The sequence below is a fragment of the Streptomyces sp. NPDC021019 genome, from assembly GCF_044333295.1.
Lineage (GTDB): Bacteria > Actinomycetota > Actinomycetes > Streptomycetales > Streptomycetaceae > Streptomyces.
The window spans coordinates 218896-236203 of record NZ_JBIRQR010000001.1 but is presented as its reverse complement, the minus strand read 5'-3'; the positions used below and the strand labels follow the sequence as shown (position 1 = coordinate 236203).

11 protein-coding genes are annotated in these 17308 nt (G+C 70.7%); 4 read left to right on the top strand and 7 right to left on the bottom strand.

The features are described from left to right. Positions 1-2: 2 nt before the first annotated feature. Positions 3-2414 (bottom strand): DUF262 domain-containing protein, encoded by a 2412-nt coding sequence (locus ACH4RG_RS01045; RefSeq protein WP_398538889.1) that lies wholly within the window; start codon positions 2412-2414, stop codon positions 3-5. A 148-nt stretch (positions 2415-2562) separates the two neighbouring features. Between ACH4RG_RS01045 and ACH4RG_RS01040 the strand changes: the two genes are divergently transcribed. Continuing rightward, entirely contained in the window at positions 2563-3420 is an 858-nt protein-coding gene (locus ACH4RG_RS01040; RefSeq protein ID WP_397930842.1) for a Cof-type HAD-IIB family hydrolase, read from the top strand. Between the two features lie 134 nt (positions 3421-3554). Here the strand turns inward: ACH4RG_RS01040 and ACH4RG_RS01035 are convergent, their stop codons facing one another. From ACH4RG_RS01035 to hisC, 5 genes are all read right to left on the bottom strand, one after another. Continuing rightward, positions 3555-5261 (bottom strand): GAF domain-containing sensor histidine kinase, encoded by a 1707-nt coding sequence (locus tag ACH4RG_RS01035; RefSeq protein WP_398162145.1) that lies wholly within the window; start codon positions 5259-5261, stop codon positions 3555-3557. 146 nt (positions 5262-5407) lie between these two features. Next, positions 5408-8944 (bottom strand): thiol reductant ABC exporter subunit CydD, encoded by a 3537-nt coding sequence (gene cydD / locus ACH4RG_RS01030; protein WP_398162147.1) that lies wholly within the window; start codon positions 8942-8944, stop codon positions 5408-5410. A gap of 86 nt (positions 8945-9030) precedes the next feature. Then, positions 9031-10032, bottom strand: a complete 1002-nt coding sequence (gene cydB, locus ACH4RG_RS01025; protein ID WP_397918733.1) for a cytochrome d ubiquinol oxidase subunit II — start codon at positions 10030-10032, stop codon at positions 9031-9033. Between the two features lie 16 nt (positions 10033-10048). Then, positions 10049-11560 carry a cytochrome ubiquinol oxidase subunit I gene (locus tag ACH4RG_RS01020; protein WP_397918735.1) on the bottom strand — a complete coding sequence of 504 codons (1512 nt, stop codon included), beginning with the start codon at positions 11558-11560 and terminating at the stop codon, positions 10049-10051. A 236-nt stretch (positions 11561-11796) separates the two neighbouring features. Then, a complete protein-coding gene (gene hisC, locus ACH4RG_RS01015; protein WP_397930844.1) occupies positions 11797-12876 on the bottom strand; it encodes a histidinol-phosphate transaminase in 1080 nt (359 codons plus the stop codon). Between the two features lie 405 nt (positions 12877-13281). Here hisC and ACH4RG_RS01010 point away from each other — a divergent pair, with 405 nt between their 5' ends. The 3 genes from ACH4RG_RS01010 to ACH4RG_RS01000 all read left to right on the top strand — a co-directional run bounded on the left by ACH4RG_RS01010 (position 13282) and on the right by ACH4RG_RS01000 (position 16777). After that, positions 13282-14394, top strand: a complete 1113-nt coding sequence (locus ACH4RG_RS01010; protein ID WP_006126041.1) for a LacI family DNA-binding transcriptional regulator — start codon at positions 13282-13284, stop codon at positions 14392-14394. 174 nt (positions 14395-14568) lie between these two features. Then, a complete protein-coding gene (locus tag ACH4RG_RS01005) occupies positions 14569-15741 on the top strand; it encodes a metallophosphoesterase (protein WP_397930846.1) in 1173 nt (390 codons plus the stop codon). A 205-nt stretch (positions 15742-15946) separates the two neighbouring features. After that, positions 15947-16777, top strand: a complete 831-nt coding sequence (locus tag ACH4RG_RS01000; RefSeq protein ID WP_397918741.1) for a hypothetical protein — start codon at positions 15947-15949, stop codon at positions 16775-16777. Positions 16778-16847: 70 nt separating this feature from the next. On the opposite strand, the gene ACH4RG_RS00995 is transcribed toward ACH4RG_RS01000, so the two are convergent. Next, positions 16848-17201, bottom strand: a complete 354-nt coding sequence (locus tag ACH4RG_RS00995; protein WP_397918743.1) for a DUF805 domain-containing protein — start codon at positions 17199-17201, stop codon at positions 16848-16850. Between the last annotated feature and the right edge of the window lie 107 nt (positions 17202-17308).

The following is a 17308-nucleotide window of genomic DNA, read 5'->3' as shown; positions in this document are numbered from 1 at the left end:
CGTCACTCACGACCGCTGTCCGCCCCTTCACGGACAACGGCCTTGCCCATGGCTCTCTCCACCAGACCCAGCAGGCGCTCGGCCCGGTCACGATAGAACGTGTCGAAGTCGTCCGTACGCAGGGTCATCGGGTCGATGTGATGGGTTCCGACCACGTCGTCGAGCCAGTCCCCACTGGTACCGGCCTCCTTCTCCAGGGCCGTGAGGTAGACGGAAGGAGAGTTGGCGCCGATGGTCTGGTACGCCCGGTAGGAGAGCGCGGTCTTGTTGACGATGCTCGTCATCCGAGTGGGGTCCGGTGCGGTGCGTTGGAACCACGCCTTCGGGAAGATCTGCCGGATGTCGACAGACCATCCGGTCAGGTTCTGTTCGCTGATCTCCTCCTCCTGGAAGGCCCAGTCCACTGCGCCTTCCTTCATCAGCAGCGCGTGCACGCCCTTGTAGGCGGCGCTGTTGCGTGAGGTGAGCCGGTGAAGACGTTGTTCCTGGAAGGACGCCTCGGAGATGGTGTCCGGCTCGGGACCGCCGTCCGTCAGCCAGGGGACCACCTGTTCCACGTCACGGACGAACCGGGTGTCCGTGACTCCTCCGTAGAGTTCTCCGAGGACGCCGCACCAATACCAGCGGGCCAGTCCCTCCTGGACCTTCGGCTCTCGGCGCGCGTTCCCCAAGAGCGCCGCGATGGCGGCGAGCGGGACCAGTTGCGACCCATAGGGCAGATCGCGCTCGCGGAAGATGTGCTGCGACGCCAGGAAGTGGCCGGCCCAGGCGAAGGCACTGGTGACCGCGGGGGCGAGCGCGGTGTAGTCGGACAGCGGAAGGTGGAGCAGGTCGCGGCGCTTGCAGCTGACTGCCGGCGGGCTGGCAGCGCCGGGGTTGGCCGCCAAGTACTGTTGCTTGCGCTGCCAGGTCTGTGTGAGCGCCATCGCTTGAAGGAAATCCAGACTTGTCAGCCCGGTCTCCTGCCTGGTGTCCCGGTCGATGGAGCCGAAGACGGGAAACGCGGCACCGAGCATGGACTTGGTCGTCAGCCATTCCTGACTGAGGCTGAAGTCCTTTCCGTGTTCCCGGGTGTAGTCGGCGTCCCCGGCATAGGTGGCCGTGAGGAGTTCGAACACGTTGAGTACGACGCCCCCGGTGTTCACTCGCTCGAAGACCGAGCAGACGGCGTCCTTCCGCGTCTCCTTGGGCAGGCGGATCAGCGGCACCTTGAAGCCCTTGACGGTGTCGATGACCTTTTCCTGGAAGGCCGACCAGATGTCCCACCGGTCTTCGGCTGCACTGACGTAAATGCGCTGCCACTTGCCGGTGCCGTCGGCGTCGAAGATCAGGTTCAGGGGGAAGAAGCCCTGCGCGCACTCCGCGTCCCGATTCCGCAGGTCGAGCAGCGTCCGGCCGAAGGGGCCTCGTACCAGGCGGTCTTCGGGGATCGAGCGGATAGCCTCGTCCCGATCGGTGCCTTCTCCGACGGCCATGGAGATATCGATGTAGTACCAGCGGCGCACGGGCTTGTTGCGCGCATCGCTCGTCTCCACAGCCTGGCCCGACCGCAGGGCCTGGAAGAGTGAGGTCAGACGCTGCTGCCCGTCGAGCAGGAGCTGTTCCGGCACGGTCCTCGGGGAGACCGGGGCGCCGTGGAGCGGCCTCGCCTTGAACTGGGACTCCCCGCCGGTCTCGAGCGTCATGGCCACACCGAGCGGGTAGTCGAGCGTCACGGTGGCCAGCAGGGCCCTGATGCGGTCGTCGTCCCACTTCCACTGACGTTGAAAGTCCGGTAACTGGATCTTCCCCACAGCAACGTCATCGAGCATTCTGCCCAGGCTCGGGCCGTCCAGTGCCACCACTCGTGCTCCCCGGCTCCCCATCCGCATCATCACGCGCCACGCTCCACCTGCCAGGTGGTTGACGGACGCCTCACGCACGATCTTCCCGAATGCTGCCCGTTCCCGAAGGCGTTTCCGCCAGAAAGCACCTTTCGTAGGTGCACACATCTCCTGCAGCACTGGGCCCATGAGCACTCCCCGATCTGGCAGGACCCGGGTCACCGGCGCTTCTCCGCGCGCCGAGCCCCTGGAAGCGATGCGCGCTCGTGCTGGCAAGCAGGGCGTTCGTCGTACGTCGAGGAAGCGGTGCAGCGTCAGCTCCAGCGTGAGGCCGTTGATGACCACATCTCGGAGCACGAAGCCGAGCACGGCCCCATCGACCAGCTCCCGAGGGCACCGCGAGATGACGGTATGGCTGGACGTCGCCCGCACTCTCGATCCGCTGATCGTGACCAGCACGGCAACGCTTGCCGAAGCGCGCGACCCGAGGATCGCCCGGGCGGCGTTCGACTTCGCGGCCCTCGCGACGCCGTCGAGCCGATGGGTCCGGTGATGAACGGGGAGGATCAGGGTGCTCGGGCGGAGGCTCATGCCCCTGGGCCTCCGACCGTACGCGGGGTTGTCGGCCATCTGATGGCGTTGGCATATGCCGGAGGACTTTTCCGCAGATCAACGTCCCACCCACTCAGATGTGCGCCCCTCCGCACGCACGTGCACCGTTGTGGGCGAGAATGGTCGCGTGACCTCAGTGACCGATACGCCTCTTCCCGCCGTGACCCGGCTGATCGCCACCGACCTCGACGGCACCCTGCTGCGCGACGACAAGACGTTGTCCGCGCGTACCGTCGCGGCCCTGGGGGCGGCCGAGGAGGCCGGGATCGAGGTCTTCTTCGTCACCGGCAGGCCGGCCCGCTGGATGGACGTCGTGCGGGACCACGTCCAGAGCCACGGTACGGCGATCTGCGCCAACGGCGCCGTGGTCACCGACCTGCGGACGGACGGCGAGCTGCTCTCCGTGCGGCCGCTGGAGCGCGCGGCCGCCCTGCACGTCGTACGCGCCCTGCGCGAGACGGCCCCCGGCACCTCCTTCGCCATCGAGATGACCACCGGCATCAACTACGAACCGGCCTACCCGCCCTTCCACCTGGACCCGGGCGCGGCCGTGGCCGTCGCCGAGAAGCTGCTGCACGAGGACGCCCCGGGCACCGGCGCGCCGGTGATCAAACTGCTGGCCCACCACACCGAGCTGTCCCCCGACGCCTTCCTCACCCTGGCCCGTACGGCCGCCGGCGACCGGGCCTCCTTCACCCGCTCCAGCCCCTCCGCGCTCCTGGAGGTCAGCGGGCTCGGCGTCTCCAAGGCCACCACGCTCGCCGCCTGTTGTGCCGAGCGCGGCATCTCGCCAGCCGAGGTGGTCGCGTTCGGCGACATGCCCAACGACATCGAGATGCTCAGCTGGGCCGGCGCCTCCTTCGCGATGGGCAACGCCCACCCGGACGCGGTGGCCGCCGCCTCGGGCCGGACCGCGACCAACGAGGAGGACGGGGTGGCGGTCGTCATCGAGCGGATCCTCGCCGCCGGCGCAGAGATCCGCTGAAACCTTTCGGCACACCGGCCCGCCGGCACGCCGACACACCGGCACGCCGCGCGGGCCCGGCAGACCGCCTCGCAGGCCCGGCGGGGCCCGCGAGGCCGACCCCCACGCTCCGCGTGGTCACCGTCGGGCCGCCCTCACAGCGGCGCCTCCCACACCACCGTCGTACCGCCGCCGTCCTCCCCGATCCCCGGTCCGATCCGGCTCGATCCGCCCAGGGACTCGGCCCGGCGGGCCAGGTTGCGCAGCCCGCTTCGGCGGCCGCCCTCCGGGATGCCCACCCCGTCGTCGGCGACCGAGAGGCGTACGGCTGCCCGCCCGTCCGGCAGGGGCACCGTCGCGTCGACGACCACATCGATCAGCGACGCCCCCGCGTGCCGGAACGCGTTGGAGAGGGCCTCGCGCAGCGCGGCGACCAGGTTCTTGCCGGTCAGCTCACCGACGAGCGAGTCCACCGGGCCCAGAAAGCGGTGCGTGGGCTTGAAGCCCAGCGGGACGGCCGCCATGTTGATCTCCCGCAGCACGCGGGTGCGCAGCCCCGACGGGGCTTCGGCCGGTTCCTGCTGGAGCGCGAAGATGGCCGTGCGGATCTCCTGGATCGTCACGTCCAGTTCGTCCACAGCCCGGCCGACGCCGGTCCGCACCTCGGGCACCACCGACCGCCGCTGGGCGCTCTCCAGCATCATCCCGGTGGCGAACAGCCGCTGGATGACCAGGTCGTGGAGGTCGCGGGCGATCCGGTCACGGTCCTCGTACACCGCGAGCCGCTCCCGGTCCCGCTGAGCCTCGGCCATCATCAGCGCGAGCGCCGCCTGGGAGGCGAACTGCGTGGCGAGCGTCCGCTCGGTCTCCGTGAACGGCCGCGCGCCCCGCGCCCGGGGAGTGGCCAGCGCACCGAGCACCCGGCCGCCGCTGTGGAGCGGCAGCATCATGCTGGGGCCGAACCGGTCGGCCAGCCTGGTGACCATCCGGCTGTCGGTGGCCGAATCGTCGATGAACACCGCCTCGCCCGCCAGGAGTCTCGCCACCACCGCGCTCCGGGGCGGGATGATCACGCCGAGCGAGGACGCGGGGTCGTCGGACGATACGGCGACGATCTCCAGGCCGCCCTCCTCGGCGGGCAGCAGCACGATCCCGGCGGCGGAGTCGGCGAGCCGGCGGGCCTGTTCGGCGACCACGGACAGCGCCTCGTCGGCGTCCCCGCCCGACAGAAGGGCCGTGGTGACCGCGACCGAACCGTCGATCCAGTGCTCCCGCTGCCGCGCGGCCTCGTACAGCCGGGCGTTGCCGATGGCGATCCCGGCCTCCGTGGCGAGCACCCGGACCATGTGGAGGTCGTAGTCGGTGAACTCCGCGCCGTGTCGCTTCTCGGTGAGATAGAGGTTGCCGAAGATCTCCCCCTGGACCCGGATGGGCACCCCCAGGAAGGTCCGCATCGAGGGGTGCCCCGGCGGGAAGCCCGCGGACCGCGGGTCGGTGGACAGGTCGGCCAGCCGGACCGGGGCGGGGTCGTGGATCAGCGCGCCGAGCAGGCCCCGGTGGCCGTCGGGGCGACGCCCGATCGCCTCGGCCACCTCCTGCGGAACGCCGTACGTGACGAAGTCCGACAGCCCCTCACCCAACTCGTCGACGACGCCGATGGCGGCGTACCGGGCGTGGGCGAGCTCGGCCGCCGTCTCGCAGATCCGGTCCAGGGTGGAGTGCAGTTCCAGCCCCGCGCCGACGGAACGCATCGCCTCCAGGAGTTGCGGCACCCGCGCGGTCAGCTCGGTGGACAGACCCTGGAGGCTGCGGGTGGCCCGGGTGGCGGCGTCCAGGGAGTCCTGCGGGTCGGGCTCTGCCATGGACCGAGCCTAGTTAGTACCGATGGGGGGCGAAAGTCGGGAATGCACTCGACGGGCGGAGGGGCGACGGTCGACCGAGGCCTCGGACGACCGGAACGGCACCGGTCGACCGAGGCCCGGCCCGGTGCCGCCGCTAGCGGCCCCCGCTATCGGACCCCCGCCCCGACCATCTCCCGTTCGCGCTCCAGCATGCGGCGCAGAGGCCCGTCCTCGGCGGCGAGTTCGGCGTACGGTCCGCGCTGCACGACCCGGCCCGCGTCCAGCACCAGCACCTCGTCGACCGTGTCGAGGCCGGTCAGCCGGTGGGTGATCAGTACGGTCGCGCGGCCCCGGGTCGCGTCCAGCAGGTCGGCGGTGAGGGCGTCGGCGGTCGGCAGGTCGAGGTGTTCGGCCGGCTCGTCCAGGACGAGCACGGGGAAGCCCGCGAGCAGCGCGCGGGCCAGGGCGAGGCGCTGGCGCTGGCCGCCGGAGAGCCGCGCGCCGTGCTCGCCCACCGGGGTGTCGAGCTCCTCCGGCAGGGCCAGCACCCAGTCCAGTAGCCGGGCCCGGGAGAGCGCGTCCAGCAGTTCGGCGTCGGTCGCCCCGGGGCGGGCCAGCCGCAGGTTCTCGCGGATCGTGCTGTCGAAGACGTGCGCGTCCTGGGCGCAGAGCCCGACCGAGCGCCGGACCCTCTCCGATTCCAGCGCCGACGCCTCGACGCCGCCCAGCCGGTACGTCCCCGACGAGGCGTCCAGGAAGCGCAGCAGGACCTGGGCGAGCGTCGTCTTGCCCGAGCCGGAAGGGCCCACGACCGCGATGCGCCGACCGGGCGTCAGGGTCAGGTCGAGCGAGGCCAGCGCGTCGTGGCGGGCCCCCGGGTAGCGGGCGCTCAGCCCCCGCACCTCCAGCGGGAAGGGTGACGCGGGCTCCTCGACGGGGGCCTCGGGTTCCCGGACGGGCACGGGTGCGTCCAGCACCTCGAACACCCGCTCAGCGCTCCGGGCGACGCGCTGGCGGTACTGCACGGCGAGCGGCAGCCCGGTCACGGCCTCGAAAGCGGCGAGCGGAGTCAGCACCACCACGGCGAGCGCGACACCGGACAGCCGGCCGTCCTGCACGGCGGGGACGGCGACGGTCGCGGCGGCCACCACGGTGAGCCCGCAGACCAGGGCGGACAGCCCGCCGCCCAGTGCCGTCGCGGCGGCGGCGCGCGAGGCGATCCGGGTCAACAGCGTGTCGGCCGCGCGCAGCCGCGTCTGCCGGGCGGGCAGCGCGCCCGCGACGGTCAGTTCGGCGGTGGCGCCCAGGAGGTCGGTGACCCGGGTGGCCAGGGCGGCGCGGGCGGGTGCGAGCTGACGCTCCGTACGGCGGGCACAGGCGCCGCTGACGAGCGGGACGCCGACCCCGGCGACCAGCAGCCCCACGGCAAGGATCACACCCGCCTCCGGGAGCAGCCAGCCGGTGAACCCGGCGGCCGCGGCCCCCACCACGACGGCGGTGCAGGCCGGCAGCAGCCAGCGCAGCCAGTAGTCCTGGAGCGCGTCCACATCGGCGACGAGCCGGGACAGCAGGTCCCCGCGCCTGGTGGTGCGCAGGCCCCCGGGGGCGATGCGTTCGAGACCTCGGTAGACGGAGACCCGCAGGTCGGCGAGGAGCTTCAGGACGGCGTCGTGCGAGACGAGCCGCTCGGCGTAGCGGAAGACGGCCCGGCCGATGCCGAAGGCGCGGGTCGCGGTGACCGCCATCATCAAGTACATGACCGGCGGCTCTTCGGAAGCGCGGGAGATCAGCCAGCCGGAGACCGCCATGAGCCCCACGGCCGACCCGACCGCCAGGCTGCCGAGCAACAGGGCCAGGGCCAGCCGTCCCCGCTGCGCGCCGGCCGCCGCGCGGACCCGGGCGAGCACCCGTCCGGAGCGTGCACCGGCCTTCCGCGGTCCGCCGTCGGCCGCGCGCAGCTCCTCCGCCCGATGGGCGTCCAGGAGTTCGCCGCCGGCGAGCGGCTGCGGGACCGCCGGTCCGGCGGCAACCGGGCTTTGGGCCGCCGCCGCGGGCCCCGTGGAAACGCCGGTACGCGGCTCCAGCGTCACCACGCGGTCGGCGACCGCCAGCAGGGCCGGACGGTGGACGACCAACAGCACGGTCCGCCCGGCGGCCAGCCTCCGTACGGCGTCGACGACGCCGGCCTCGCTCTCGCCGTCCAGGCTCGCGGTCGGCTCGTCCAGCAGCAGGAGCGGCCGGTCGGCGAGGAACGCCCGGGCGAGGGCGAGGCGCTGGCGCTGACCCGCGGAGAGTCCGGTGCCGTCCTCCCCCAGGGCCGTCCGCATCCCGTCGGGCAGTGCCGCGACGAAGTCGTACGCGCCCGCGTCCCGCAGCGCGGCGAGGACCGCATCGTCGTCGGCCTCGGGTCGCGCGAGGCGCACGTTCTCGGCGATGGTGTCCGCGAAGAGGTGGGGGCGCTGGGGGACCCAGGCGATACGGCTCCGCCAGCGTTCGAGGTCCAGGTCCGCGAGGTCCCGGCCGCCGACCAGGACGTGCCCCTCGTCGGGTACGGCGAACCCGAGGAGCACGTTCAGCAGGGTGGACTTGCCGACCCCGCTCGGGCCGACCAGGGCGACGGTCTCCCCCGGCTCCACGGTGAGCGACGCGGCGTCCAGCGAGGGTTCGGCGCGGCCCTCGTGGCGTACGGTCACGTCCGCCAGTTCCAGGCGCGGCGCGTCCGGGACGTCCTTGGTGCCCGAGGCCCGGGGCTCGGTCTCCAGGACCGTGAAGATCTCCTCGGCGGCCGACAGGCCCTCGGCCGCCGCGTGGTACTGCGCTCCGACCTGGCGGATCGGCAGATATGCCTCCGGGGCCAGGATCAGGACCACCAGGCCGGTGTAGAGGTCGAGTTCGCCGTGGACGAGCCGCATGCCGATCGTGACGGCGACGAGGGCCACCGACAGGGTCGCCAGCAGCTCCAGGGCGAACGAGGAGAGGAAGGCGATCCGCAGGGTGCGCAGGGTGGCCCGGCGGTAGTCGGAGGTGATCGTGCGGATCGATTCGGCCTGGGCCTTGGCCCGCCCGAAGACCTTCAGGGTCGGCAGGCCGGCGACGACGTCCAGGAAGTGCCCGGAGAGCCGGGACAGGAGCTGCCACTGGCGGTCCATCCGGGACTGGGTGGCCCAGCCGATCAGGATCATGAAGAGCGGGATGAGCGGCAGGGTGACGACGATGATCGCCGCCGACACCCAGTCCTCGGTGACGATCCGGGCGAGCACCGCCACGGGCACCACGACCGCGAGTCCGAGTTGAGGGAGATAGCGGGCGAAGTAGTCGTCGAGCGCGTCGATGCCCCGGGTCGCCAGCGCGACGAGCGAACCGGTGCGCTGCCCGGTCAGCCAGTCGGGGCCCAGTCGCGCGGCCCGCTCCAGGAGTCGGCCGCGCAGTTCGGACTTGACGGCCGCGCTGGCGCGATGGGCCGCCAGTTCGGTGAGCCAGGCGACGAGCGCCCGCCCGAGGGCGACCGCGGCGAGCAGAAGCAGGGGGGTGCGCAGCGCGGTGACCGTGAGTCCGCCCTCGAAACCGCCCACCACGATCTCGGCGATGAGCATCGCCTGGGCGATCACCAACAGGGCGCCGACCAGGCCGAGGGCCACCACGGCCGCCAGGAAGAGGCGGGTGGCGCGTGCGTAGTGGAGCAGACGCGGATCGATCGGTTTCACGTGAAACATCCCCCCGGCGGGGTCGGTGAACTCTGCGGGATGGTGAGCTGCCGCGGACCTCGCGGGCCCGCGGCAGCTCACCGGAGTCAGTGCGCGTCAGCGATGTGCTGGGTGCCGATGCGCTTGCGGAAGACCCAGTAGGTCCAGCTCTGGTAGAGCAGCACGATGGGCGTGGCGATACCCGCGCACCAGGTCATGATCTTGAGCGTGTACGGGCTGGACGAGGCGTTGGTGACCGTGAGGTTCCAGGCGTCGTTCAGCGAGGACGGCATGACGTTCGGGAAGAGCGTCAGGAAGAGCATCGCGACCGCCGCCGCGATCGTCACGCCCGAGAACGCGAACGACCAGCCCTCGCGGCCCTTGGCGATGGCGCCGATCGCGGCCAGGAGCGCCACCACCGCCACGAGCAGGGCCCCCAGGCTCCAGGCGTCCCCGTTGTCCGCCTGCGTCCAGACCAGGAACCCCAGTGCGAGCACCGCGGTGACCGGCCCCAGCTTCAGCGCCAGCGCGCGGGCCCTGACCCGGATGTCGCCCGTCGTCTTGAGGCCGGCGAACACCACCCCGTGGAAGGTGAAGAGGGTGAGGGTGACGAGACCGCCGAGGAGCGCGTACGGGTTGAGGAGATCCCAGAAACCGCCGACGTACTCCATGTCGGCGTCGATCTTCACGCCCCGCACGATGTTGCCGAACGCCACGCCCCACAGCACCGCGGGGATCAGCGAGGTCCAGAAGATCGCGGTCTCCCAGTTCGTCTGCCACCGCTCCTCGGGCCGCTTGGCGCGGTACTCGAAGGCGACGCCGCGCACGATCAGGCAGAACAGGATGATCAGCAGCGGCAGGTAGAAGCCGGAGAACAGGGTGGCGTACCACTCGGGGAAGGCGGCGAAGGTCGCGCCGCCCGCGCTGAGCAGCCAGACCTCGTTGCCGTCCCAGACGGGCCCGATCGTGTTGATCAGGACCCGCCGCTCCTTGCGGTCGCGGGCCAGCAGTTTGGTGAGGACCCCGATGCCGAAGTCGAATCCCTCCAGGAAGAAGTAGCCGGTCCAGAGGACGGCTATGAGCACGAACCAGACGTCGTGGAGTTCCATCTCTCAGCTCCTGCGCTCAGTACGAGAAGGCCATCGGCCGGTCGGCGTCTTCTTCGTCGTGACCGCCGATCTTCGTGGGCGGGTTGAGGTCGTCCTCGGTGAGTTCCGGAGGGCCGGCCTTGATGTACTTCACGAGCAGCTTCACCTCGATCACGGCGAGTACCGCGTACAGCAGGGTGAAGACGATCATCGAGGTGATGACCTCGCCCTGCGAGACACCGGGGGAGACCCCGTCACGGGTCTGGAGCACCCCGTAGACGACCCACGGCTGGCGACCCATCTCGGTGAAGATCCAGCCCCATGAGTTGGCGATCAGCGGGAAGAGCAGCGTCCAGAGCGCGACGACCCAGTAGAGCTTGGTGAGCCTCGGGCTCAGCGCCTTGTTCTTGAAGAGGACCAGATGGGGCACCTCGTCCTCACCGGTCCGCAGCGCCGGTGGCAGCAGGAACTTCCTCCGGGTCAGCCAGAGCCCCAGGAGGCCGAGGCCGAAGGAGGCCATACCGAAGCCGATCATCCACCGGAAGCTCCAGAACGCGACCGGGATGTTGGGGCGGTAGTCGCCGGGGCCGTACTTCTCCTCCAGGCTCTTGTTGATGTCGTTGATGCCGGGGACATGCGAGTTCGGGTCGTTGTTGGCGAGGAAGGAGAGCACTCCGGGTATCGAGATCTCGACCGAGTTGTGCCCCTTGCTGACATCCCCGTACGCGAAGATCGAGAACGGCGCCCCGTTCTGCCCGTCCCAGAGGGCCTCGGCGGCGGCCATCTTCATCGGCTGCTGCCGGAACATGACCTTGGCGAGGCTGTCACCGCTGACGGCGGTGAGCATTCCGGCGACCACGACGGTGATCAGGCCCAGGCGCAGCGAGGTCCGCATCACCGGGATGTGCTTCTTGCGCGCCAGATGGAACGCGGCGATGCCGACCATGAAGGCCCCGCCGACCAGGAACGCCGCCGTGATGGTGTGGAAGAACTGGGTGACCGCGGTGTCCTGGGTGAGCACCCGCCAGAAGTCGGTGAGCTCGGCGCGGCCGCGCTCCTCGTTGATCCGGTAGCCGACCGGGTGCTGCATCCAGGAGTTGGCCGCCAGGATGAAGTAGGCGGAGAGGACCGTGCCGAGCGAGACCATCCAGATGCAGGCGAGGTGGATCTTCTTCGGCAGCTTGTCCCAGCCGAAGATCCACAGACCGATGAAGGTGGACTCGAAGAAGAAGGCGATCAGCGCCTCGAAGGCGAGCGGAGCGCCGAAGACGTCACCGACGAAGCGCGAGTAGTCGGACCAGTTCATGCCGAACTGGAACTCCTGGACGATGCCCGTGACGACGCCCATGGCGATGTTGATCAGGAACAGCTTGCCCCAGAACTTGGTCGCCCTGAGGTACTTCTCGTTCTCCGTCCGCACCCAGGCGGTCTGCAGGCCGGCGGTGAGCGCGGCGAGCGAGATCGTCAGGGGGACGAAGAGGAAGTGGTAGACGGTGGTGATGCCGAACTGCCATCGCGCCAGGGTCTCCGGCGCCAGAGCGAGGTCCACGTCGTCAGTCTCCTTACATCGCCGTGGTCATACCGGCACTACGCCCCTTTGGTCCCCCTGATTACGGGAGGAAGCAGGGCACGCTTGTGAACGCGTTCACATTCACAAGCAATTATGGCGCACACACTTTCGGACCCTTCGCCGGGGGTACCCCTTTTCGGCCCCGGCCCCACGCAAAGGGCCCCGGACCTCACGTTCGAGGCCCGGGGCCACGCGGTCGCACCGCGCGTGCGGGTCTACAGCTCCGCGCGGAACGCCTCCGCCGCCTTCAGGAAGAGGTCGTTGCCCTCGTTCTCGCCGATCGAGACCCGGACGCCCTCGCCCTTGAAGGGCCGCACGACCACCCCGGCCCGCTCGCAGGCCCCGGCGAAGTCGAGGGTCCGCTCACCGAGCCGCAGCCAGACGAAGTTCGCCTGCGACTCCGGCACCGTCCAGCCCTGGCGCACCAGCTCCGCGGTCACCCGGGTGCGCTCGGCGACCAGCGAGCCCACCCGGCCCAGCAGCTCGTCCTCCGCGCGGAGCGAGGCCACCGCCGCGTCCTGGGCGAGCTGGCTCACGCCGAACGGGACGGCGGTCTTGCGCAGGGCCGCGGCCACCGGCTCGTGGGCCACCGCGAAGCCGACCCGCAGCCCGGCCAGACCGTACGCCTTGGAGAAGGTCCGCAGCACCGCCACGTTGGGCCGGTCCCGGTAGATCTCGATGCCGTCCGGCACCTCGGCATCGCGGATGAACTCCTTGTACGCCTCGTCGAGCACCACCAGCACATCACTCGGCACCCGGTCGAGGAACCGTTCCAGCTCGGCCCGGCGCACCACCGTGCCGGTGGGGTTGTTGGGATTGCAGACGAAGATCAGCCGGGTCCGGTCGGTGATCGCCTCCGCCATCGCGTCGAGGTCGTGCACCTCGCCGTCGGTCAGCGGGACCTTCACCGAGGTCGCGCCGCTGACCTGCGTGATGATCGGGTACGCCTCGAAGGACCGCCAGGCGTAGATGACCTCGTCACCGGGTCCGGAGGTGGCCTGGAGCAGCTGCTGGGCCACCCCCACCGACCCGGTGCCGGTGGCGAGATGCGCCAGGGGCACACCGAAGCGGTCGGCCAGCTCGTTCATCAGGCCGGTGCACGCCATGTCCGGGTAGCGGTTGAAGTTCCCCGCGGCGGCGAGCGCCGACTCCAGCACCCCCGGCAGCGGCGGGAAGGGATTCTCGTTGGAGGACAGCTTGTAGGCGACCGGTCCACCGGCCGCCGCCGGCTTCCCCGGCACATAGGCGGGAACGCCGTCCAGCTCGGCGCGCAGCTTGGGGCTCGTCTCGCTCACCGCAGGTCCTCCTCGACCGTCTGTTCACAGCAATACTGCACACCTTAAGAGGATTGGGCCCCGCTGCGAATGGCCCGAGCGGGAAATCGACCGCAGTGCCCGGGAATGGGGCCTCACGCGGGGCCGGTCCGAGCCTCTCCCCGGGGGGAGCGTTTCGCATTCCGGCGCGCGCCGGTGGCCCACGCCGTGGCGCGCGTCCCCCGAAATGGTGAGTTGAGACCTCTTCGAGACATCGCACATACAGCAGGCCGCCGCCCCCCAGTACCTGAAACAGCTAAGCAATAACGGTCAACTCCCTTGCATTACAAGGGTTCTGATGAGAAGTGACCTTGCAGAAACGTGCCTGTCAACGTGTGCATATGCGACCGGACCGACCACCCCTCGGAGCCCTACTATCGGCTCGCCATGACAGCAGCAGGGAAGCACCAGGTGAGCCGGACGGAGACCCCCCGGCGCAGCGGCCGGCCAGGACGGGCGGGGATCCGTGATGTGGCCGCCGCGGCCGGAGTCTCGATCACGACCGTCTCCGACGCGCTCAACGGCAAGGGCAGGCTCCCGGACGCCACCCGTCGCCATGTCCGCGAGGTCGCCGAGCGGCTGGGCTACCGCCCGTCCGCCGCGGCCCGAACCCTCCGTACGGGCAAGTCGGGCCTGATCGGCCTGACCGTGACCACGTACGGGAATGAACCTTTCACCTTCACCGAATTCGCGTACTTCGCGGAGATGGCGAGAGCCGCGACCTCAGCGGCACTCGCCCGCGGCTACGCCCTCGTCATCCTCCCCGCCACCTCCCGGCACGACGTCTGGTCGAACGTCGCGCTCGACGGGACCGTCGTCATCGACCCCTCCGACCAGGACCCGGTCGTCACCGAACTCGTCCGCCAGGGACTGCCCGTGGTATCGGACGGCCGCCCGGCCGGGACGCTCCCCGTCACCGCCTGGGTCGACAACGACCACCGGGCCGCCGTGCTCGACCTCCTCGACCATCTCGCCGCCGCCGGAGCCCGCCGTATCGGCCTGCTGACCGGCAACACCACCGACACGTACACCCGGCTGTCCACCACCGCCTACCTCCACTGGTGCGAGCGGGTCGGCCAGGATCCCGTCTACGAGTCCTATCCGGCCCACGACCCCTGCGCGGGGGCGGTCGCCGCCGACCGGCTGCTCGCCCGCCCGGACCGCCCCGACGCGGTCTACGGGCTCTTCGACCCCAATGGGACCGATCTCCTCGCGGCGGCCCGCCGCTACGGCCTACGGGTCCCCGAGGACCTGCTGCTGGTCTGCTGCAGCGAGTCCACCGTGTACGCGGCCACCGAGCCGCCCATCACGACGCTCTCGCTGAAGCCCCGCCGCATCGGCACGGCCGTCGTCCAGCTCCTCATCGACGCCATCGAAGGGGTCGAGCACGACGGGCCGGTGGAGCAGGTCATACCGACGGAGCTCATCGTCCGGACCTCCTCGCAACGACGTCCACCGCGCACCACGGTCAGCGCGCCGCGCTCCCCCAGCGGGGACTGATCACCCCTTTTCGGACTAATCAGCCGGTGAACCGTGCGTGCGCCCGGATTCACCACCCCTGGTGCGTCACACAGATCGATCCGCATTCCTATGATGGGCGCACGACACCGCGGACCACCCCTACCAGGCAAGGCCCGTCAGGTGTACGGCGGCGCGACGGTGGTGGAGGGGTCGATGACTCAGGGGGCCGGTCAGGAACCCGTGGTGCGGACGGCGACGTTGCGTGACTTCCGGGTTCCGCCGTATGCGCAGTCACCCGTGCCACCGCAAGCACAGGCGGCGCCTCCTTCCCCGGTGCCACCGCGGGCGCCGGAACCGAACCCCCCGGCACCCGGCGCCTCCGTGCCCCCGGCAGTGCCGCCGCGCGCTCCCGCCCCGCCCCGGCCGCCGCATCCCGGCAACGCCGTCATGGGCGGCGAGCAGCCGGAGGGCTACACCCCGACCGAGCGGGACCTCCCGGTCATCCGTCGCGGCGACACGGTCCAGGTGCAGACCGTTCCCGAGCCGCGCCCCGTGGCCGAGGACAGCCGCGGCCCGCTCTTCGTCGTCGGCGACGTCCACGGCTACCTCGACGAGCTGATCGCCGCCCTCGGCGCGCAGGGCCTCATCGACGCCGCCGGGAACTGGGCCGCGGGCAACGCCCGCCTGTGGTTCCTCGGCGACTTCACCGACCGCGGGCCCGACGGCATCGGCGTCATCGACCTCGTCATGCGACTCTCCGCCGAGGCGGCGGCCGCCGGCGGCTACTGCAAGGCCCTGATGGGCAACCACGAGCTGCTGCTGATCGGCGCCAAGCGGTTCGCCGACACCCCCGTCAACTCCGGGGCGGGCACCGCCACCTTCCAGGCCGCCTGGCTGCTCAACGGCGGCCAGAAGAACGACATGGAGCGCCTCCAGGACGTCCACCTCCAGTGGATGTCCCGGCTCGACGCGGTCGTCGAGGAGGACGGCCATCTGCTGATGCACTCCGACACGACGGCCTACCTCGACTACGGGTCCACCATCGAGGACGTCAACGACACGATCACGGCCATTCTCACGCGCAATGACGCCGACGAGTGCTGGGACCTCTTCCGCAAGCTCACCAAGCGGTTCGCCTTCCGGGACGAGGGCGGCGCCCAGGCGGTGCGCGAGCTGCTGACGACGTACGGCGGACAGCGCGTCGTCCATGGTCACAGCCCCATTCCCTACCTCCTGGGCGAGGTCGGGACGGAGGACGGCGAGGACGGCGCGGGGCCCGTGATCAACGGCCCGCACGTGTACGCGGACGACCTCGCCATCGCCATGGACGGCGGAGTGACCATGGCCGGAAAGCTGTTGGTGGTTCAGCTCCCGCTGCATGACTGACCGTCGGCGGGGAAGGCGCTTCAGGTTCCGCCTGCGCCGACCTCGCCGATCGACGGGCCCGCCACCGGGCCCAATTCTGGAAACACCCTGTCACCCCGTGCCGTGAGCGCTCTACCATCGGCGTATCAGTGGCAGGCTCTCCTCCGTTTCCGCCCGATCGCCCGGTCTACACGCGGGCAGCCGGGCACCGACGGAGCATCGGGGGATGCAGATGACAAGCGCTCCGCACCTGCTGGCCGAGGACGGACCCGAGTACGAGCGGATCCTGGGCGACGCACTGCGCCACGCTCATGAACGCCCGGACCTGGAGGGCGTCGGGGACCGGCTCAACACCGAGCAGCTGCGCACCATGGCGCTCAGCGCCACGGCGCTGATCACCGCGGCCGCGGCCACCGAGTACGAGCACTACGTGAAGGCCCGCGGCGAACTGCGCCGCGCGGCGACCGCGGAGGGGATCGACGGCGCACCGGCCACGGACGGGCCGCAGAGCACGGCGGCCGGCTCGGGCGCCGGCATAGGCGCGGTCATCACGGTCCTGACCCCGCTGCTGGCCGGCTCCGCGGCTGTCATCTTCCTGCTCGTCGGCTATCTGCTGAAGGCGGTCGGCCCGTTGGCGACCTTCGGCGGCTCCATGGTCGCCGCGGGGTGGTTCTTCGCCGCGGTCGCCGCCGCGGCGATCCTGGTCGCGGCCGTCGGTCTGCTCGTCACCGCGCTCCGCAACGGCGCGACGTCCCTGGCCGCCGAGAACGAGGAGCAGGAGCTGCCGGAGGACGTCGCGCGGGCCAGGGAGGCGTGGCGCCACGCCCTGCTGGAGCGCGGCATCCTCCCGTTCCTCCGGGACGCCCTGGCCGACCCCACCGCGGGACCCGCCGCACGGACCCCGCACCGTTCGCCCAACCGCATCCCGAAGGTCGGTTACAGCAGGCCGGACTTCTCCGGCCCGGACGACGGGCCGGCGGCCGGTCCCCGACCGACGTTCACCAGTCCCGATTTCACGAGCCCGGACTTCGGCGGACCGGAGCACCGGCCGGAGTGAGGTCCGGGTACGGCGAAGGCCGGGGCGGCTGTGTGCCGCGCCCGGCCTCACGGTGCTCCGGAGCTGTTGGTCAGACGGCCGGAGCCAGCTTCGGGTTGGCACCGTGCTGGTTCGTCTCCGGCTTGCCCTCCGAGGCGAGGAAGACGAGCAGGATGATGGCGCCGACCAGCGGGACGAACGAGATGAAGAACCACCAGCCCGAGCGGCCGGTGTCGTGCAGACGACGCACCATGACCGCCAGCGACGGAACGATGACCGCGGCGAGGTAGAGGTAGTACGGGATCTGCGTGTCGATCGCCATGCCGAGCGCCGACAGCACCACGGCGATGATGAAGTTGAAGAGCACGAACATCCAGTACTCCTTGCGGCGCGCGCGTCCGCTGAAGCCTGCGTAGTTCTTGAGTACGTCCAGGTACCAGTTCACTGTGATTCCCTCCCCGGCCCCCGTTCCGAGGGGGCGCCAATTTCAAGCCAAGCAAGCCGGAAAGTAAGCCACAGATAAGGAAAGGGTCAAGCGCAGGTGAGCTGCGG

Bases quoted from the DNA above. Each gene is read 5' to 3' on its own strand.
- ACH4RG_RS01045 (WP_398538889.1), bottom strand. From the start codon at position 2,414: ATGAGCCTCCGCCCGAGCACCCTGATCCTCCCCGTTCATCACCGGACC.
- ACH4RG_RS01035 (WP_398162145.1), bottom strand. From the start codon at position 5,261: ATGGCAGAGCCCGACCCGCAGGACTCCCTGGACGCCGCCACCCGGGCC.
- cydB (WP_397918733.1), bottom strand. From the start codon at position 10,032: ATGGAACTCCACGACGTCTGGTTCGTGCTCATAGCCGTCCTCTGGACC.
- ACH4RG_RS01010 (WP_006126041.1), top strand. From the start codon at position 13,282: ATGACAGCAGCAGGGAAGCACCAGGTGAGCCGGACGGAGACCCCCCGG.
- ACH4RG_RS01005 (WP_397930846.1), top strand. From the start codon at position 14,569: ATGACTCAGGGGGCCGGTCAGGAACCCGTGGTGCGGACGGCGACGTTG.
- ACH4RG_RS01000 (WP_397918741.1), top strand. From the start codon at position 15,947: ATGCAGATGACAAGCGCTCCGCACCTGCTGGCCGAGGACGGACCCGAG.